This window comes from Photobacterium sanguinicancri, assembly GCF_024346675.1.
Lineage (GTDB): Bacteria > Pseudomonadota > Gammaproteobacteria > Enterobacterales > Vibrionaceae > Photobacterium > Photobacterium sanguinicancri.
On sequence record NZ_AP024850.1, the window covers coordinates 441357 to 460709 of the forward strand.

Sequence of the window (19353 nt, forward strand, 5' to 3'; positions counted from 1 at the left end):
CTTTAAACGAAGAAACCAAATACACCAAAGATGAGTGTTGAAACAACAGCTATCATCAAGCCCACTGCTGATTCATAAGGAATCAGTTTTAAACGTTCTTTAATATCCATGTGTACTGCACCGCCTGTCGCATGGAAGAAACTACCATGTGGCATGTGGTCCATAACGGTTGCACCTGCATGGATCATTGCAGCCCCTGCAAGTGCGGGTACACCAAGTTCTAAAATAGTGTGACTAAAGACACTGGCAGCCACAGCAGTGCCTGCAGTAGTAGAGGCTGTCGCGAGTGACATCATGGCACCAGAGATAGGTGCTAGTAAGTAAGAAGGTAGACCAGACGCTGTTAAGACATCGATTAAACCCGATTTTAAGCCCGAGTTCGCAATGATGCCTGCCAGAGTACCAGTACCGAGTAACATGACAGCAACAGGTGCCATGCGGTTTAAGCCCGAAACGGCAAAGTGGTTGGTATCGCGAAGGCGACCCATTACAACCGCACCGATAAGGCCACCAAGAGGTAGGGCGATCAGTGGGTCAACATTAATGCCAGCTAATGGACGCAGTGCCAGTAGCGCAATCGCAACCAGTGGTGCCACAATTGCTGCACCGAATTTAGGAAGGCGGCTATGGTCAACAGCGACCACTTCATGCTCTTGTACCTTGCTGCCTTTATTGACCAGTTTTTTCGCGATGAAGTAAGCGAAGATCATGCCGCACAGGCCAGGAATAACACCTGCAGCCATTACAGATGTTAGGGGCACATTGAAAGCATCAGCAGCTGCAATGGCATTGGGGTTAGGTGACATGACGTTACCCGCTTTACCACCACCGACCATCGCCAGCAGAATCGCCATTTTTGATAAATCAGCACGACGGGCAATCGCCAGTGCAATAGGGGCGACGGTAATAACGGCAACATCTACGAATACCCCAACAGCGGTTAGGATCATTGTGGCGACTGCCAATGCCAGTAGCGCACGGGTTTCACCGACTTTTTTAACGATGGTTTCAGCGATAGAGGTAGCTGCGCCAGACTCAATCAGCACACCCGCTAGCACACCCGCTGCCAAAATACGCAGTACAGCAGTCACGATGCCTTGAGCACCACCAATCATTAATCCAACGGTGTCGGTAAGGGAAACACCACCGACGATACCACCAACAAGAGCACCAATGATCATGCCATAGGCTGGTGGAACTTTACGTAAAATGAGTGTGATCGCGACAATCAGTGCCGAGAGTGCGCCAAGGGTGGATACTTCTACCATAACGATGCGTCCGTACAGAGGCGATTGGGTGCATGCCCATCGCAAATTTTAATAAATAGGGGGAGGTTTGTAGGCGGCTACTCTAATCAGTCTGATCGTAATTAGCTTTGGGCAGGTGACCAAATTATCTAGCAGTAAAAACCTCGTATCTTGTGCAGTTGCACAAAATACGGTTTTTTAGCAGTTGTTTAGCACTGCAAGGTAAAGGTGGGTTTTGTCTTGTATCTTATTGATATTTAATGAAGTTAATTGTTCTATTTTTTCCATTCGGTATCTGAGCGTATTACGATGAATATGGAGTTGTTGGCAGGTTTGAGCTAAATCACAATTTTGGATAAAAAATGTCTTCAAGGTTTTTAGCAGTACACCACGTGGGTCACAGTTATTTAATTTTTGCAACGGAGCGCACAATTGTTCGTGTCGCCAAGGATCTTTTTTCAATCCAGAGAGCAACACCGGCAGCATGTAGTCTTGGTAAAACAAGATATTATTATCAGCAATATCGGCATCGAGTGTTGCTTGTGCGGTAAGGTAAGATTTTGCCAACCCCTGCAGAGAGGGGAAGTAGCCGCCTAGTGCAATTTTGATGGTAAAGCTGTTGTCTTGTGCGACCCGTCTCATTAATTTCTTGGCTCGCTGGAGTTCGGCTTCTTTCGACCAATCATCACCATCGATAGTGATGGGTTTGAGTACCACGACCTCATTGAGTGACACAGATACAATGCCAACCAGGTTATCGCGTTCAGGATGCTCTAATAAATGAACAACTCTTTGTAAATGTTCAAGCGACAGTTGCTGGCCTTTGGAAGGGAAGACTTTAACGATGGCGGCAATACGCGGTTGGGATAAGTCCAAATTAAGACGCTCAGCCATGGCAGTTAGCTGGCTTTCATTGAGTTTACTGCCATTGATCAACTGTAACACTAACTCTTCACGATGGCGTTTATCCCATTGAATTTGTGCCATGAGCGCAGCTTGTTCAACAATAAGCTCAGCGGTCATTTTGACTAACTCACCGTAATTTCTCACCTCTTCAGGTATCGCTGAGATGCCGATAACGCCAATGACCCTATCATGGAATAAGATAGGCAGGTTGATCCCCGGTTTTACGCCTTTAAGTTGGTTAGCGGTGGCCTGATTGATTTCGACAACACGGTTATCGTTGATCGCCAGAATCGCCCCTTCATGACGCTGATTGATGCGAGATGGATCGCCAGAACCAATAATGCGGCCTTGTTCGTCCATGACATTCACTGAGTAATGAATAATCTTCATGGTGCGCTCAACAATTTGACGAGCAATGGTGGCATTGAGTTGCATTCTTGTCTGATTTCCTGAAAATGTGCTCACGACAGTACCAATCTAATAGTGGCGTTGATTGGCGATACAGAAGCCACATTGTACGCATGGTTCAGAATGAGGATAGCTATGGATTACGAATTTAAAAAAAATACCTTAGATGGTAGCTATCATGCGGTATTTTCTATGGGTCATGAAGCCCTTGGCCGCTGGTTAATTGAAGAAGTAGGTAAAGACTTTACCAAAATGGATTCGGTATTGGCGCAAATTGGTGCATTGAAAAATAGTACCCAAGAATGGCGGTTGATTGGCGATGAGCTAACGTTGAGTCTGCAAGATCATGAAGCGTTGATTCAGGCTAACTTTTTGTTTTCAGAAGATGATGACGAATACGAAGAAGATCTTCACTTATACGATGAGGAAAGTATGTCGTTATGCGGATTTGAAGATTTCACGCTGGTATTAGAGGCATGGCGAGCGTTTGTGACCCGTTTTTGATCAACTAAGGTAAGATCGAGATACCTGCATAGTTTTAGTGAAAAAGCCGCACCTTTTTGGTGCGGCTTTTTTTGTGTCTGTGGCTGATGATTTATTAAGTGATTGAAAGTTAACTGTAAAAAAAGTTGGCACGTTGATTGTTTATCTAACGTTGTACGCAGCAGCATTCAATGTTTAAGGAGTAAGCAATGAAACTAATTAATGCGATTATCAAGCCATTTAAACTTGACGATGTCCGTGAAGCGCTAGCCGATGTAGGTGTTGAGGGGATGACGGTTTCTGAGGTGAAAGGTTTTGGGCGCCAGAAAGGTCACACCGAATTATACCGGGGGGCAGAGTATCAAGTGGATTTTTTACCCAAGGTTAAGCTTGAAATTGCCACACAGGCTGAAAACTTAGATGCGATTGTTGAGGCGATAGCGAATGCTGCGCAAACCGGAAAAATCGGTGACGGTAAAATTTTCGTATACGACTTAAATCATGCGGTGCGTATTCGTACCGGTGAAACAGACACTGAAGCGCTTTAAATAGTTAGGTTAACGGTGATTAGGGGATATAAACCATGGAATTATCAACCACAGTAACTGAGTTGCGTTATGCGCTCGATACTTTTTTCTTTCTAATGTCAGGGGCATTAGTCATGTGGATGGCAGCAGGATTTGCCATGTTAGAAGCGGGTTTGGTGCGCTCTAAAAATACCACTGAAATTTTAACCAAAAATATTTGTTTATATGCCATCGCCTGTACGACTTACTTGGTTGTTGGTTACAACATTATGTATGTCGACAACGGTGAAGGAGGCTGGCTTCCTTCTATCGGGATGCTGATTGGTAGCCAAGCAGAAGGAGCTGATCACTCATTAGAATCCGACTTCTTCTTCCAAGTTGTGTTTGTTGCAACAGCGATGTCAGTTGTTTCTGGTGCAGTAGCAGAGCGTATGAAATTATGGTCGTTCCTCATTTTCTCAATCATTTTGACGGCCTTTATTTATCCAATGGAAGGATACTGGACATGGGGTGGTGGTTTCTTATCAGAAGCCGGTTTTAGTGACTTCGCAGGCTCAGGTATTGTGCATATGGCTGGCGCATCAGCGGCCTTAGCTGGAGTGATTTTGCTGGGAGCTCGTAAAGGTAAATACGGTAAAAATGGTGAAATTTATCCGATTCCGGGTTCAAACATGCCGTTGGCAACATTAGGGACTTTTATTCTGTGGTTTGGTTGGTTTGGCTTTAATGGCGGCTCACAACTGATGGTTTCTGATTTTGAAAACGCAACAGCAGTGGGGCAAATCTTCTTAAATACCAATGCCGCCGCCGCAGCAGGTGCCATTGCAGCACTAGCAGTGTGTAAAACAACGTGGGGTAAAGCGGATTTAACTATGGTGTTGAATGGTGCATTAGCGGGCTTGGTTGCGATTACTGCAGATCCATTGTCACCATCACCGCTTGCAGCGGTAGCGATTGGTGTTGCGGCTGGTGCATTGGTTGTCTTTAGTATTATCGGTTTAGATAAAGTGAAGATTGATGATCCAGTTGGTGCTATTTCAGTCCACGGTGTTTGTGGTTTCTTTGGTCTGATGGTTGTGCCATTTAGTAATGCCGATGCCTCGTTTGGTGCTCAGCTACTAGGCGCCGTTGTTATTTTTGGCTGGGTCTTTGGTGCGAGCTTAGCGGTATGGGCTGTGCTAAAAGCGACCATGGGGATTCGTGTGACCGAAGAAGAAGAGCTTGAAGGGATGGATACTCATGACTGTGGTGTTGATGCATACCCTGAGTTTGTTAGCGTGAAGTAAGTTAAGAAACTAATAACATATATTCAGTTCACACCTTTTAAAAGCACTGCCAACTTGGCGGTGCTTTTTTTGTGTTTAATTGTTTCTGCTGAGTTGTGTTACTTAAGTGTTGCAGTATAATTAATCGCATTGATAACTGTTATCATTTTACTTTGCGTTAAAGGGATGAATAGATGAAAAAGCTGTTAGCTTCGGCAATTTTCTGTGCTTTGGCAGCACCTCAGGTAGCAACTGCTGCTGAAGAAGTAAACGTATACTCTTACCGTCAACCTTTCCTCGTTGAGCCTATGTTCAACGAATTTACTAAAGATACAGGCATTAAAGTAAACGTTAAGTTTGCAAAGAAAGGCTTATCAGAAAAGCTGCAGCAAGAAGGTGAATACAGCCCTGCAGACGTAATCTTAACAACAGATATTAGCCGTCTTGTTGAATTGGTAAATAAAGATCTTGTTCAACCTGTTGATAGCAAAGTAATTGAAAGTAACGTACCTGCTCAATACCGTGATAACGATGATGAGTGGTTTGCTTTAACCCTGCGCGCTCGTAATGTGTATTCATCACGCGATCGTGTTGGTCGTTTACCGGCTGATTTCGATTATGCAAATCTTGCAGATCCTGAGTGGAAAGGCAAAATTTGTACCCGTTCTGGTAAGCACCCATACAACGTTTCTTTAGTGTCTTCGATGATTGCTCATCACGGTGAAGTTGAAGCAAAAGAGTGGCTCGAAGGCTTAAAAGCAAACCTTGCGCGTAAGCCACAAGGTAATGACCGAGCACAAGTTAAAGCCGTTAAAGAAGGCTTATGTGATATCGCGATTGGTAACAGCTACTACTTAGGTAAAATGGTTAACGACGAAAAGCAAAAGTCGTGGGCTGAAGCGGTATACATCAACTTCCCTGGTCAAAAAGCGAGTGGCACCCACGTAAACGTGAGTGGCATGGCAATGGCTAAGTATGCACCAAACAAAGAAAGCGCCCAGAAGCTGATGGAATTCTTAACGGATGACAAGGCGCAGCAAATGTACGCAGAAGTAAACTATGAATACCCAGTAAAAGAGGGCGTTAAGCGCTCTGAGCTAGTGGCATCGTGGGGTGACTTCGATGCGGATACACTTTCATTAGAGAAAGTGGCCGAATACCACAATGCAGCGATTAAACTTCTGGATGAAGTGAAGTTTGATCTGTAATTGCAATTCAATAAATGGGGCGTAAGGCCCCGTTTTTTGTTTTGCGCCAAGTTTATTTCTAATCAGCTATGGTAGCGTGCTACATAGACGAATGAGGGATCATACGTTAAACCAAGTGAGTTAATTAAACTGTCTGATTGAGATGTGCTAAGTAGTTGGCAATGAAAGATAAATATATATTCTGGCGAACCAGTAGTTGGGGGCTTTCCCTGCTGCTGGTTTTGCCTATTTTGGCGATCTTCGTGACCGCTATGGGTGAAAGCGATGACGTGTTCGCTCACCTGATGAATACCGTAATGGGTACTTATACGGCCAATACTTTCTGGTTGGTGGTAGGTACGCTATTGCTTGCTTTGTTGTTTGGTCTTCCTTCGGCTTGGATCATGGCAATGTGCCGTATACCAGGCGAAAAAGTACTGCAGTGGTCGCTCGTGCTGCCATTAGCCATGCCCGGTTATATTGTTGGTTATATCTATACCGACTGGTTTGACTACGCGGGCCCTATTCAAATTTTCCTCCGTGATACCTTTGGCTGGCAGTCTGTTCATGATTATTGGTTTCCTGATATTCGCAGCTTAGGCGGCGCCTGCTTAGTGCTTGCCCTTGTGCTTTACCCTTATATCTACTTACTAGCGCGTGCTGCTTTTATGGAGCAAAGTGTCAGCTTATTGCAGTCAGCTCGGCTATTACGTTGTTCGCCATGGGAAAGCTTTCGTCGTATTTCACTGCCGTTAGCGCGTCCTTCTATAGCGGTCGGTATGTCGTTGGTCGCGATGGAAACCTTGGGTGACTTTGGCACCGTGAGTTATTTTGCGGTGAATACCTTAACCACGGCGGTGTATGACACTTGGCTGGGGTATTCCAACTTGAATGCGGCAGCTAAGATTTCAGCCATTATGCTGGTGGTGATCTTTTTATTGATCAGTGCGGAGCGCTTTAGTCGTCGAAAACAAAAGTTATTTCAGCAGCAATTTGAGCATGGTGATGATGTTCGTTATACCTTAAGCGGTGCTAAAAAGTGGTTTGCTGTGATCTGGTGTTGGGGCTTGGTCAGCTTAGCGTTTATCTTCCCGATCCTTCAACTTGGCTATTATGCATTCCATTATTTTGCAGAAAGTTGGACCACAGAGTTTCAGCAATACAGCATCAATAGTTTGTTTGTTTCCATTGTTGCTGCAGTGATCGCGGTGGGTTTAGCACTAGTTGTGAACTTTTATTGTCGCTTAGACGGTCGCTCAAAGACGGCGATTCCAATGCGATTATCGTCATTGGGCTATGCGGTTCCAGGGACAGTTTTAGCTATTGGAGTGATGATCCCGCTAACGTCTGCGGATCATTTGGTGAATGATTTCGCGCGTGATTGGGGGCTTGGTCGTCCGGGGTTAATTTTCTCTGGCACTATGGTGGCGATTATATTTGCTTTTGTGGTGCGATTTGCCGCTGTGGCAATCGGCAGTATTGAAAGTAGTCTATCGAAGATCCCACCGTCGTTGGACATGGCATCGAAAACCATGGGGTTTGCGTCTACCGCGATGTTGCGCCGAGTACACTTGCCGTTGATCCGTCGTGGTTGTTTGATTGCAGGTTTGCTGGTGTTCATTGAGTCAATGAAAGAACTGAACGCTGCCTTGCTATTACGCCCGTTTAATTTTGAAACCTTAGCAACTTATGTATTTAACTTTGCTTCTGATGAGCAGCTTGAATTAGCCGCTTTACCTGCAATTTTATTGGTTGTTGTTGGCTTGATCCCTCTGGTGATGGTTAACCGTTCTTTGGAGCAAAAGCACTGATGAGTTATGCATTATCTGTCCAAGACCTGACATGCCGTTATAACGGCCAAGCGGTATTGAAGAACCTTTCTCTACCGGTAGAGCAGAACGAGATTGTTTGTCTATTAGGTGCGAGTGGCTGTGGTAAAACAACCTTGCTTAAAGCCATTGCAGGTCTATTACCATTAGACTCTGGCACTATGCATATCCAAGGTAGAACCGTAGCGGATACGACCACTTGGCTACCGCCAGAAAAGCGCAATATCGGTATGATCTTCCAAGATTACGCCTTATTTCCCCACCTGACGGTAGCCGAAAATATAGCCTTTGGTTTACGTGATTGGGATAAAACCCGCGTTGTTAATAAAATCAACGACATGCTGGAGCTGGTACACCTTACTGGACTTGATGCTCGTTACCCTCATCAGTTATCGGGTGGTCAGCAACAGCGTGTGGCAATTGCACGTGCTTTGGCCTGTGAGCCGGATTTAATTTTATTGGATGAACCGTTTTCGAATATTGATACCCAAGTTCGCCATGGGCTGATCAAGGACATTCGCCGTATTTTCAAAAAGCAGGGTGTAACTGCGATCTTTGTTACCCATAGTCGAGAAGAAGCTTTTGCATTTGCAGATCGTATGGCAGTGATGAACAACGGTGTTATTGAGCAATTTGGTACATCGACTGAGCTGTATTACCGTCCAAGTAGCCGTTTTGTCGCTGAATTCTTGGGTAGCAGCTCATATTTACCGGCCAAGGTGCAACAAGATCATCTGGCAACGCCATTAGGTGAAGTTGCCTTAGCCGCCAGCCACCCTTATTGCAATGAAAGTAATGTTGAATGGTTACTGCGTCCGCAAAACCTGAAGGTTAAACCTGATGAGAGTGGAGAGTGTGTGATCATCGAGCAGCAATTCATGGGTGACAGCTGTCGCTACACCGTTGATCTGCAAGGTCATCGCTTGGTGGTGAATTCTAATTTATTACTGCAAGTGGGTGAGAAGGTATCGTTAAGAGTTGAGCCTCATGAGCCCGTCTTGTTTGCCGCGACGGCATAGCGAGATCAGCGAATCATATTGCGCAGGCTGTTGATGCGCCAATAATGCGGTAAAGAAAAGCCGATACGATTAAGTATCGGCTTTTTGCATTTTAGCTAAGTCACTAAGCAGCTTATGCTTTGTGGTAAATATTAGCGAGATATTGCTCAGCTTGCTCACGCATCTGCGCCTGATCTGGGTGCAGGTTGGTATGAAGGTAAAGTACGTAACAAATGCCATGAAGCAGGCCACCAAGCTGTTTAGGATCGCGATCTGCGGTGATTTCACCACTCTCAATGGCTTCAGCAAACATTTCAGTGATTTGTTTCAGGCTGTTTTTATTACCGGTAATGAAATGTGGCCAGATGTCGTCACGTACGGAAGTACTCCACTCAAACCATACTTTGATCCAATCTTTTTGGTCGATCACAGCATCGATTAAGTTATGACTGATACAGGTTAAACGTGCAGACAAGGTTTTATCTGGCTCACCGAGACACTGGTTTAGCAGCAGGTTAAAATGATTTTCGACTTGCGACAGGACTTCTTCAACCAGTGCTTCACGAGTTGGAAAGTAATTGAAAACAGTCGCGACAGAAACATTGGCCATTTCTGCGATATCGGCATGACCCGCACGGCCAATACCACGTCGAGCGAAAACGTCTAGCGCATAGTCAAGAAGTTGTTGTTTGCGCTTTTCTGGTGATAAACGTGTACGCGTTTTTTTAGTGATGGTATCCATATTCGCTTAAATCCCTAGCCTAAGTATTTATAAAGATTATTTATTTCTTTTGTTCAATAACTGTACAGGAGCAACTTAAGGGGTTCAAACGAGTTTTAGCCTAAGTGTGTCGTATAATTGACACTATTGATAAAATAACGTTTGCGTCGAAGGAGTGGTACAATGCATTCCTTTGTGATGGTTACCTACAGGCGGCTTAGCTTGCAGTCGTACTGATGGAGAGAAAGATGAAGCATACAGTTGAAGTAATGATTTCTGAGCAGGATGTTCAGGCACGTGTTAAAGAGCTAGGAAAGCAAATTACCGAGCACTATAAAGGGTCAGAAGATTTAGTCATGGTAGGTTTACTACGTGGCTCATTTGTTTTCATGGCTGACTTAGCGCGTGCTATCGATCTACCGCACGAAGTTGATTTCATGACTGCTTCTAGTTACGGCAATACGATGGAAAGTACGCGTGATGTACGCATCCTGAAAGACTTAGACGATGATATTAAAGGCAAAGATGTTTTGCTGGTTGAAGATATTATCGATACCGGTAATACCCTAAGTAAAGTTTGCGAAATCCTATCTATTCGTGAACCAAACTCAATCCGTATTTGTACCTTGCTTGATAAGCCAGAGCGCCGTGAAGTACACGTGAACGTTGACTGGTTTGGTTTTACGATTCCAGATGAGTTTGTTGTTGGCGTAGGCATCGACTACGCACAAAAATACCGTCACTTACCCTTCATTGGTAAAGTGGTTCCACTAGAAGGTTAATCCTGATATCTAGTGAAAAAAAGCGACCATAGGTCGCTTTTTTTGTTTGTCTTGTTTTATTCAAAGCCGTATTTAATGGCTTTGAATCGTCACTATCTTACACTTCACTACTTGGTAGAATAGAGGACATTGCTGCTTGGTAATTGACTTCCAATGATTCGCGGCTAGTGGATGTCATGCCTAAATCACGTAAAACACCATTGTTAATACCGTAGATCCAGCCGTGAATTTTCACTTTTTGACCACGTTCCCAGGCTTGTTGCATGATGGTGGAGTTACCCAGGTTATACACCTGTGATGCCACATTGATCTCGCACAGTTTGTTGTCACGCTCTTCACGTGGTAACGCACCAATATCAGAACGGTGCTTTAAATACAGATCGCGAATATGCAGTAGCCAGTTGTTGATTAAACCTAATTGTGGGTTTTCAATCGCTGCAGTGACGCCACCACAGCCGTAGTGACCACATATAATGATATGGCGGACTTTCAGTACGTCGACTGCGTATTGCACGACAGAAAGACAATTTAAGTCGGTATGGATAACTTGGTTGGCAACATTACGGTGAACGAATAACTCACCTGAATCGAGGCCAGTAAGTCGCTCGGCAGGAACACGGCTGTCAGAGCAGCCAATCCAAAGGTATTCTGGATGTTGTGATTTTGCTAAGTGGGTAAAGAACTCGGGAGTTTCATCCTTGATATTTTCAGACCAAGAGAGGTTGTTTGCGAATAATTGCTTAATATCTGCCATGATTGTGCCTTCTTTGATACATTCCCTACTATACACGTACTTGACTGTTAGCAAATCGGAGTAGTTAGCTAAAGCCGTTAGTTTTTATTTATAATTCTATCAGCTGCTGCGACGAGCAAATGTTGTAATTTTTTAACACAAAGAGCGCATTAGATGAACGCTTTAGAAATAAAAAATGTAAACAAAACTTACAAGGGTGGCGTTAAGGCATTGAAAAATATGAGCCTTAATGTCGAAGCTGGCGATTTTTTTGCTTTGCTTGGTCCCAATGGTGCTGGTAAATCGACAACGATAGGCATCATTAGTTCATTGGTGAATAAGACTTCAGGTGACGTAAAGGTCTTTGGCTATGATTTAGATCGTGAAGTGGTGGAAGCGAAAAATCATCTCGGTTTAGTGCCGCAAGAGTTCAACTTTAACCAGTTTGAAACGGTTGAGCAGATCATCATAAATCAGGCGGGTTACTACGGTGTTGAGCGTGATTTAGCGAAAGAGCGTACTAAGAAGTACCTGACTCAACTCGATTTGTGGGAAAAACGTCATGAGCGTGCGCGTAACCTTTCTGGTGGTATGAAACGTCGCTTAATGATTGCCCGAGCTTTGGTGCACGAGCCAAAACTGTTGATCCTTGATGAACCGACTGCTGGTGTTGATATTGAACTTCGTCGTTCTATGTGGGCATTCCTTCGTAGGATCAACGAAGAAGGGGTAACGATCATTCTCACGACTCACTATCTCGAAGAAGCAGAAATGCTGTGTCGTAATATCGGCATCATTAATCATGGTGAGTTAGTCGAAAATACCAGTATGAAAGACTTACTGAGTAAGCTCGAAGTGGAGACCTTCATTTTAGATGTTAATTTGAATGGAAATAAGCCCGATCTCGGCGATGTGAAGTGGCGCATGCCGGATAACCATACTTTAGAAATTGATATTCAAAAGGGAATGGGGCTCAACAGTATCTTTACTCAACTCACAACCCAAGGTATTGATGTTCTATCAATGCGCAATAAGGCTAACCGTTTAGAAGAGTTGTTTGTCACCTTAGTCGCACAAAGTGAAAAACAAGGGAAGCAATCATGAGACACCAATACTGGATCGCTTTTAAAAGTTTGATTAGCAAAGAAGTGAGCCGCTTTGCCCGTATTTGGGTGCAAACCTTGGTACCGCCCGCTATCACAATGACATTATATTTCATCATTTTTGGTAGTCTGATAGGCAGCCGTATCGGTGAAATGAATGGCTTTAGTTACATGGAATATATAGTGCCGGGTTTGATCATGATGTCGGTGATCACTAACTCGTATTCTAATGTTGCCTCATCGTTCTTTAGTGCTAAATTCCAGCATAACATTGAAGAGTTATTGGTTGCTCCTGTACCTAACTACATCATCATTGCAGGGTATGTTGGCGGTGGTGTACTACGTGGGATCGGTGTTGGCTTTATCGTGACGATTGTTTCACTGTTTTTTGTTGATCTGCAAATTGCTCACCTTTGGGTGATCATCGCCACTGTGCTTCTGACCTCGATTGTTTTTTCGCTTGGCGGTTTGATCAATGCCGTGTATGCACGCACCTTCGATGATATCAGTATTATTCCTACGTTTATTCTGACGCCATTAACGTATTTAGGCGGTGTGTTTTACTCGATCAGTTTGTTGCCTGAGTTCTGGCAAGGTGTGTCAAAACTTAACCCTATCGTTTATATGGTTAACGCCTTCCGTTACGGTTTCTTGGGGGTTTCAGATGTTGGGATAGGCACATCATTTGCGGTATTAGCGGCGTTTATCCTAGGCTTATACGCTTTTGCTTACTATCTGATTTCTCGCGGTATTGGTTTACGTTCTTAACGGCTAGCTTGTATTTATCGATAGTTGAATAAAAAAGCCCGCTTATCCACCTTTTGTAAAGGGGAGGATAAGCGGGCTTTTTATTGGTTTGAGCTTTAAATAAGTAAAACTCGAAACTCAGGATAGGTGTTACTCAGCTACTTCTGGTGCCGCAACAGGTGCAACAGGTGTTAGCTCAACCACTTGGTTGTCGATCAAGCGTGCTTTACCAAGATGTGCAGACATCAGGATAACAGCTTGCTTAGTCTCGTCGCCAACGGGCTGTAATGTCGCAGCATCACGGATGTAGCTTTCATCTGGCTGTAGGCCTGCAGCACGAAGTTGATCGTTCGCATCAACCACTAACTCAGAGTAATCGGTACGACCACCACGCATTTGGCTGCTGATCCAACGCATGGTACGAGCCAGTACAGGGGCGCGTTGACGTTCATCAACGGTTAAGTACCCATTACGAGAACTTAATGCAAGGCCATCCATTTCACGTACGGTTGGTACGCCAATGACTTCGATGTCCATTGCCATGTCTTCTGCCATTTGACGGATAAGCGCTAGTTGTTGGTAATCTTTTTCACCAAAACAGGCAACGTCAGGCTGTACTATGTTAAAGAGCTTGGTCACTACGGTTGATACGCCACGGAAGTGACCTGGGCGTAGTGCGCCCTCGAGCATTTGTGATAATCCAGGTACATCCACAGACGTTTGGCGATCCAGGCCTTGTGGGTACATAACATCCGGTGTTGGTGTGAAAACCAGATCAACCCCTTCACCATTCAGCTTAGCGAGATCCTCATCTAAGGTGCGTGGGTAGTTGTTAAGGTCGTCTGCTTTATCAAACTGCATAGGGTTAACAAAAATGCTTACCACAACCACATCAGCATGTTCACGTGCTTTGCGAACTAGAGTCAGGTGGCCTTCATGCAGATTGCCCATGGTGGGAACAAACGCAATACGACGACCTTCACGACGCCATGTACGTACTTGTTCTCTAATTGGACTAATCTCATCGAATGTCTGCATTGTTATTCCTTACTCAAAAGTATGCTCAGGACCAGGGAAAGTCCCTGCTGCAACCTCTTCAATGTAGCGAGTTACAGCTGCACGCATTTCACCGGTTTCTGTCAGATAGTTCTTAGAAAAACGCGGAATGTAATTAGCGGAAATGCCGAACATGTCGTGCATTACCAAGATTTGACCATCAGTTGCGTTGCCAGCACCAATACCAATAACGGGTACTTCAACTGCTTTCGTGATGCGCTCGGCAAGACTTGCTGGCACACACTCAAGTAAGATGATCTGAGCACCTGCATTTTTCAGCAGAATAGCATCTTTTACCATCTGCTCAGCGTGGTCGGAGTCACGTCCTTGTACTTTATAACCACCAAAAATATTGACCGACTGTGGTGTCAGGCCAAGGTGGGCACAAACAGGAACTGCGCGCTCGGTCAATTTAGTTACGGTTTCAGCAAGCCAAGCACCGCCTTCTAATTTTACCATGTTCGCACCAGCACGCATCAACTCAGCAGCGCTCTCGCAAGCTTGCTCTGGGGTGCTATAACTCATAAATGGCATATCAGCCATTAGTAGAGCATTTGGGCTACCAGCGCGTACACAGCGCGTGTGGTAAGCAATATCAGCAACGCTGACAGGTAGCGTATCGGGTTTACCTTGTAAAACCATGCCTAACGAGTCACCGACAAGCATGACTGGCATTTCTTGTTGCTCAAATAGTTGAGCAAAACTCGCATCGTATGCGGTGACAGATGCAAACTTACGACCTTCTTGCTTCCATTTCATCAGGTCGTTAATTGTTACCTTTTTCATTGTCTCTCCCTCTTCCCCTGCGGGTTAGTCAGTCCAGATGGACAAACCATTACGGTCTACGTCAGCCAGCAGTGTTTGCAACGCTGATTGATCAGGTAGTACCAAATCAGGGGCTATTTCAGCTAGTGGATAAAGCACGAATTCACGTACTTTCATTCCATAGTGTGGAACGGTTAACCGTTCACAGTGATGTTCTAGATCACCGTACAAGATGATATCGAGATCCAGTGTTCGCGGACCCCAACGTTCATCTTTACGCACTCGGCCATGTTCTAACTCGATAGCTTGCGTGCGATCGAGTAAGGACAATGGTGATAATGTGGTATCAATTGCAACAACAGCATTGATGTAATCGGGCTGATTTTGTGGCCCCATTGGTGTGCTGCTGTAAAGCGATGAAGCCGCAACAACCTGAATATCAGGCTGCTGCTTTAAGATTTCAATCGCGCTTTTTGCTTGGGCAACAGGTTCACTGAGATTGCTGCCAATAGCAATATACGCGCGAATCATGACGGTTTGGCTTGTGGCTTACGACGACGTTGCTGCGGTTTACGACGGCGTGGACGGCGGCTGCCGCTACCATCGTTAATTTGTTGCACCATCTTATTACGATTGGTGTTGTCACCGTGTTGGAAGTCATTCCACCACTGCGCCAATTCACTAACATCATCGCCTTCAAAGTTGCTACGCATTTCTAGGAAATCGTAAGCAGCACGGAATTTTGGATGTTCCATTGCCTTGAATGCACGCTTGCCCGTACGACGAGTAAAGCGCAGTTGTTGCTGCCAAATATCACGCACAGTTGTGGTATGACGACGTGGAATTGCGATGGTTTTCACCTGCTCATCCAGAATGTCATTCGCAGCAACCATGAAGGCATCGTAGTACGATAACCCGCTTGTGATCGAAATCTCTTCTGCGCGTGTGGTCATTGGGTACCACAGCATAGCTGCGTACATGAAGGCTGGATTAACGCGCATATCTTTGGCGATACGTTTGTCAGTTGCCTTCAAAATGTATGCAATCATTTTTTCAGTGTCGCTGTTTTTATCTTCAGTGAAGTGTTCACTTTGGATAGGAAACAGCTGCTGGAATAGATTGTATTCACGCAGCAACTCGTAAGTTGCAAAACCTTGGCCTGATTGCAGTAGCTTTAAGCTTTCTTCAAACAGACGTGCCGCGGGAATATCACGTAATAGTGTCGACAACTCTTTAATCGGAGCCGCAGTACGCTCTTCAATGGTCATATCCAGTTTCGCAGCGAAGCGTGCCGCACGTAGCATACGTACTGGGTCTTCACGGTAACGCGTTTCTGGATCGCCAATTAAGCGAATGATGCGGTCTTCAAGATCTTGTACACCGTTGGTGTAATCGCTGATCGAGTAATCATCAATGTTGTAGTAAAGCGCGTTGACAGTGAAGTCACGGCGCTCGGCATCTTCATCAATTGAACCGTACACATTATCGCGTAGTAACATCCCTTCCTGATTTTGCGCAGAAACGGGTTGTTGCTTCTTATTATTACCTGCTTGTGGGGCGGGTTTAGCATCTTCGTGGTGACCACGGAAGGTAGCGACTTCGATAACATCACGGCCAAATAAAATATGCGCCAAACGGAAACGGCGGCCAATTAGGCGGCAGTTACGGAACAGATCTTTGATCTCTTCAGGCGTTGCATTGGTCGCGATATCGAAATCTTTGGGTTGTTTGCCAAGTAAAATATCACGTACACCACCGCCAACAAGATAAGCATCAAAGCCTGCCTTATTTAAGCGATATAGTACTTTCAGCGCATTTTCGCTGATGTCTCGACGTGAAATACCGTGCTCTTGGCGTGGAATAATTTGCAAGGTTAGGTCCTCGGTAGTGCGAGTACTGTTCTCAATATTCAATACCTTACGGCAAAAGCTGGCGACTCGATTAAAGATAATACACCCCATTTTCGTGCATCGGATTCAACAAACAGCCGCATATCATATATCACAGCACGCCATTTTTGAATGCTAGTGTGATAGCGGTCGACTTTGGCAATGTATTATGTTGCCAGTTCTGGACACCCCAGTTGAGGATTTCAGCTAAGCTTGCTTGGCCGAGTGCCTCGGGTGGTGTCATCGCCAAGAAGCGCATTGCAGCCAATAAGGCTGGCTTGGGCTGTTGTTTATCAATGGCGGGCGCATGATTTTGTTTCGATAGCTTATTACCATTTTCGGTGACTGCCAATGGTAAGTGCAAGTAGCGTACTTCTGGTTGATTTAATTGACGATAAAGGCCAATTTGTCGGCCTGTAGGTTCAATTAAATCGGCACCTCGAACCACCTCGGTAACGCCTTGTTCGATATCATCAAGCACGACCGCGAGGTTATAAGCAAATAACCCGTCGCGACGGTGGATAATGAAGTCTTCTTGCGCCAGCGAGAGTGGGATCTCGATACGACCATGTAATAAGTCATCAAATTCAGTGATTGGCGCATTCACTTTTAAGCGAACAGCGCATCCTTGAGCTGACAAGTGCAAGTCACGGCATGTGCCAGGATAAAAACCACCAGCTTCTTTGATTTGCTTACGCGTACATTGGCAGTAATAAGCGTGTTGTTCGCTTAACCACTGATCAATCTGGGCTTGATAAGCATCATGGCGTTGGCTTTGATACATCACATCGCCATCCCAATGTAAGCCATAGGCTTCAAGAGTACGGAGAATATCATCAGCAGCACCGGGCATTTCGCGTGGGGGATCAAGATCCTCCATGCGTACTAACCATTTCCCTTGTTGAGATTTTGCTTGTAAATAGCTACCAAGGGCTGCGATTAAAGAGCCAAAGTGCAAAGGTCCTGACGGGGAGGGCGCAAAACGACCTACATAGCCTTGTGTTGTACTTATCATGCGTTACTTGGGGTTACCAAAGTCGTTATACCTAAATGAACAACTATCTGATCATTTTCTTAATAATCACCTACTCACATAGGGATAAGCAAAGAAAATCAATCACATACTTATTCAGATCGATATGGGCGGTATTGAATGTTCGAATGGTTATAAATGAAAGAGGGAGCTAACGCTCCCTCTTCACAGTGGTTGAAATACGTAAGTATTAGCCAGCCATCTGTTTTTCTTTGATTTCTGCCAATGTCTTACAGTCGATACAAAGATCAGCTGTTGGGCGAGCTTCAAGACGGCGGATGCCAATCTCGATGCCGCAAGAATCACAGAAACCAAAATCATCATCTTCGATACGTTGAAGCGTTTTCTCGATCTTTTTGATCAGTTTACGTTCGCGGTCACGGTTACGAAGCTCAAGACTGAACTCTTCTTCTTGAGCTGCACGGTCAACAGGATCCGGGAAGTTTGCTGCTTCGTCCTGCATGTGATTCACAGTACGATCAACTTCTTCACGAAGCTGGTTACGCCACGACTCAAGAATGACTGTGAAGTGCTTTAGTTGCGCTTCACCCATGTATTCTTCACCAGCTTTTTCCTGGTATGGCTCAACCCCAGCAATAGCCAGGATGCCTAGCGATTTTTTAACGTTGCTCTCTGGCATATAGCGTCTCCTAATATACCTAATAACCGTCACTGGTTAATTTTGGGCGGTATCTATAGCAGAAAGGTGTATTGGTGGCAATTGCTGCATATATTCAATTTTATACCATTGTGAAGAAAGCATCATTTTTCACGACGGATGACTAAATTCTATACAAGTATGCAATTCGATATCATGCTGGCTCAAGTTAGCCTTGTAGCTGATAATTTCGACGCCTGCCTTTTCTGCTTCTTTTATCAATTGGTGATAGTTCGGGTCTATATGGTGTGCCGCAGCCACATTTTCAATCCCTGAGTGCAAAATAGCGAAAAAAAGTACGGCACGTTGCCCACTCTGTGCGACTTCCATTAATTCTCTTAGGTGTTTTTGCCCACGAGTAGTCACCGCATCTGGGAAATAACCCTGTCCATTTTCCAGTAATGTCACGCTCTTTACTTCAATATAGCAGGCTGGTTTAGAGTCATCCTCTAAGAGGATATCTATCCTGCTGTTTTCGCTACCATACTTAACTTCAGTTTTGAGTGATGAATAACCAAGTAATTCTGTGATAGCGCCCTTGTTTATTGCCTCAACAGCTAACTTATTCGCTTGAATGGTGTTTACACAGATCCAGTCTCCAGCCAATGTTTGGGTGAGCTCCCAGCTATTGGGGTATTTTCGTTTTGGATTGTCAGATGTTGAAAACCAAACGGTGCTGCCTGGTTCTGCACACCCTGTCATCGCGCCAGTGTTGGCACAATGGATAGTACGAATTTCACCATCAGGCAATTTTATATCAGCTAAAAAGCGTTTGTAGCGTTTGATGAGCAGCGCCGATTGTAATGGCTGAGCAAATTTCATTGAGCTTCCTGTTTTTTATTTTTATAGGTCAAGGCACCAAGGTTACTGCTGAAGCTACCTCTCGCTCGCTTGCTAGCCAGCTTAATCCTGATTATCTCAGTGTGATCAAAATCTAGCGTAAAAAGCAGTATTTGGTTTATTCGTGCATTTGACCTCTGTAGTAGGTGCCATACAATGATGGCTCACGCCCCGTA

The 19353-nt window shown here is 44.9% G+C and carries 20 protein-coding genes; 9 read left to right on the forward strand and 11 right to left on the reverse strand.

Annotation, left to right across the window (positions count from 1 at the left end; genetic code table 11):
- Positions 1 to 2: 2 nt before the first annotated feature.
- Both OCU87_RS02095 and OCU87_RS02100 read right to left on the reverse strand, forming a co-directional pair.
- On the reverse strand, positions 3 to 1268 hold the full coding sequence (locus tag OCU87_RS02095; RefSeq protein WP_062689689.1) for a GntP family permease: 1266 nt from the start codon (positions 1266 to 1268) through the stop codon (positions 3 to 5).
- 177 nt (positions 1269 to 1445) lie between these two features.
- Positions 1446 to 2588, reverse strand: coding sequence for a sugar diacid recognition domain-containing protein (locus OCU87_RS02100; protein WP_261857752.1), 1143 nt, complete (start codon positions 2586 to 2588; stop codon positions 1446 to 1448).
- Between the two features lie 108 nt (positions 2589 to 2696).
- Between OCU87_RS02100 and OCU87_RS02105 the strand changes: the two genes are divergently transcribed.
- The 6 genes from OCU87_RS02105 (at position 2697) to OCU87_RS02130 (ending at position 8871) form a co-directional block, all read left to right on the forward strand.
- The gene (locus OCU87_RS02105; RefSeq protein WP_062689690.1) at positions 2697 to 3065 is read left to right on the forward strand and encodes a YacL family protein; all 369 of its coding nucleotides are present in this window, start codon (positions 2697 to 2699) and stop codon (positions 3063 to 3065) included.
- A 188-nt stretch (positions 3066 to 3253) separates the two neighbouring features.
- The gene (locus OCU87_RS02110; protein WP_062689692.1) at positions 3254 to 3592 is read left to right on the forward strand and encodes a P-II family nitrogen regulator; all 339 of its coding nucleotides are present in this window, start codon (positions 3254 to 3256) and stop codon (positions 3590 to 3592) included.
- A 35-nt stretch (positions 3593 to 3627) separates the two neighbouring features.
- The gene (locus OCU87_RS02115; RefSeq protein WP_062689694.1) at positions 3628 to 4857 is read left to right on the forward strand and encodes an ammonium transporter; all 1230 of its coding nucleotides are present in this window, start codon (positions 3628 to 3630) and stop codon (positions 4855 to 4857) included.
- 173 nt (positions 4858 to 5030) lie between these two features.
- Positions 5031 to 6044 carry a Fe(3+) ABC transporter substrate-binding protein gene (locus OCU87_RS02120; protein ID WP_261857753.1) on the forward strand — a complete coding sequence of 338 codons (1014 nt, stop codon included), beginning with the start codon at positions 5031 to 5033 and terminating at the stop codon, positions 6042 to 6044.
- A gap of 161 nt (positions 6045 to 6205) precedes the next feature.
- A complete protein-coding gene (locus OCU87_RS02125) occupies positions 6206 to 7834 on the forward strand; it encodes an ABC transporter permease (protein ID WP_261857754.1) in 1629 nt (542 codons plus the stop codon).
- The gene (locus OCU87_RS02130) at positions 7834 to 8871 is read left to right on the forward strand and encodes an ABC transporter ATP-binding protein (RefSeq protein ID WP_062689698.1); all 1038 of its coding nucleotides are present in this window, start codon (positions 7834 to 7836) and stop codon (positions 8869 to 8871) included. The genes OCU87_RS02125 and OCU87_RS02130 overlap by 1 nt, the downstream gene beginning before the upstream one ends.
- Positions 8872 to 8983: 112 nt before the next feature.
- Here OCU87_RS02130 and OCU87_RS02135 read toward each other — a convergent pair whose 3' ends face one another.
- Entirely contained in the window at positions 8984 to 9592 is a 609-nt protein-coding gene (locus OCU87_RS02135) for a TetR/AcrR family transcriptional regulator (protein ID WP_062689699.1), read from the reverse strand.
- A 227-nt stretch (positions 9593 to 9819) separates the two neighbouring features.
- Here OCU87_RS02135 and hpt point away from each other — a divergent pair, with 227 nt between their 5' ends.
- Positions 9820 to 10353 carry a hypoxanthine phosphoribosyltransferase gene (gene hpt, locus OCU87_RS02140; protein ID WP_062689701.1) on the forward strand — a complete coding sequence of 178 codons (534 nt, stop codon included), beginning with the start codon at positions 9820 to 9822 and terminating at the stop codon, positions 10351 to 10353.
- Between the two features lie 97 nt (positions 10354 to 10450).
- Here the strand turns inward: hpt and can are convergent, their stop codons facing one another.
- Positions 10451 to 11107 (reverse strand): carbonate dehydratase, encoded by a 657-nt coding sequence (gene can / locus OCU87_RS02145; RefSeq protein WP_062689703.1) that lies wholly within the window; start codon positions 11105 to 11107, stop codon positions 10451 to 10453.
- A gap of 153 nt (positions 11108 to 11260) precedes the next feature.
- Between can and OCU87_RS02150 the strand changes: the two genes are divergently transcribed.
- Together OCU87_RS02150 and OCU87_RS02155 are read left to right on the forward strand one after the other, a co-directional pair.
- Positions 11261 to 12190 (forward strand): ABC transporter ATP-binding protein, encoded by a 930-nt coding sequence (locus OCU87_RS02150; protein ID WP_261857755.1) that lies wholly within the window; start codon positions 11261 to 11263, stop codon positions 12188 to 12190.
- Positions 12187 to 12957 (forward strand): ABC transporter permease, encoded by a 771-nt coding sequence (locus OCU87_RS02155; protein ID WP_062689705.1) that lies wholly within the window; start codon positions 12187 to 12189, stop codon positions 12955 to 12957. The genes OCU87_RS02150 and OCU87_RS02155 overlap by 4 nt, the downstream gene beginning before the upstream one ends.
- A gap of 129 nt (positions 12958 to 13086) precedes the next feature.
- Here the strand turns inward: OCU87_RS02155 and panC are convergent, their stop codons facing one another.
- From panC to sfsA, 7 genes are all read right to left on the reverse strand, one after another.
- Positions 13087 to 13974 (reverse strand): pantoate--beta-alanine ligase, encoded by an 888-nt coding sequence (panC, locus tag OCU87_RS02160; protein ID WP_062689707.1) that lies wholly within the window; start codon positions 13972 to 13974, stop codon positions 13087 to 13089.
- Positions 13975 to 13983: 9 nt separating this feature from the next.
- Complete coding sequence (panB, locus tag OCU87_RS02165) at positions 13984 to 14778, reverse strand: 3-methyl-2-oxobutanoate hydroxymethyltransferase (protein WP_062689709.1); 795 nt, start codon at positions 14776 to 14778, stop codon at positions 13984 to 13986.
- A gap of 24 nt (positions 14779 to 14802) precedes the next feature.
- On the reverse strand, positions 14803 to 15288 hold the full coding sequence (gene folK / locus OCU87_RS02170; RefSeq protein WP_261857756.1) for a 2-amino-4-hydroxy-6-hydroxymethyldihydropteridine diphosphokinase: 486 nt from the start codon (positions 15286 to 15288) through the stop codon (positions 14803 to 14805).
- The gene (gene pcnB, locus OCU87_RS02175; protein ID WP_261858339.1) at positions 15285 to 16670 is read right to left on the reverse strand and encodes a polynucleotide adenylyltransferase PcnB; all 1386 of its coding nucleotides are present in this window, start codon (positions 16668 to 16670) and stop codon (positions 15285 to 15287) included. Before pcnB ends, folK begins: the two co-directional genes overlap by 4 nt.
- Positions 16671 to 16758: 88 nt before the next feature.
- Positions 16759 to 17661, reverse strand: coding sequence for a tRNA glutamyl-Q(34) synthetase GluQRS (gene gluQRS / locus OCU87_RS02180; protein WP_062689713.1), 903 nt, complete (start codon positions 17659 to 17661; stop codon positions 16759 to 16761).
- 208 nt (positions 17662 to 17869) lie between these two features.
- A complete protein-coding gene (dksA, locus tag OCU87_RS02185) occupies positions 17870 to 18319 on the reverse strand; it encodes an RNA polymerase-binding protein DksA (protein ID WP_094956347.1) in 450 nt (149 codons plus the stop codon).
- A gap of 129 nt (positions 18320 to 18448) precedes the next feature.
- Positions 18449 to 19159 carry a DNA/RNA nuclease SfsA gene (sfsA, locus tag OCU87_RS02190; protein ID WP_062689717.1) on the reverse strand — a complete coding sequence of 237 codons (711 nt, stop codon included), beginning with the start codon at positions 19157 to 19159 and terminating at the stop codon, positions 18449 to 18451.
- Positions 19160 to 19353 lie beyond the last annotated feature (194 nt).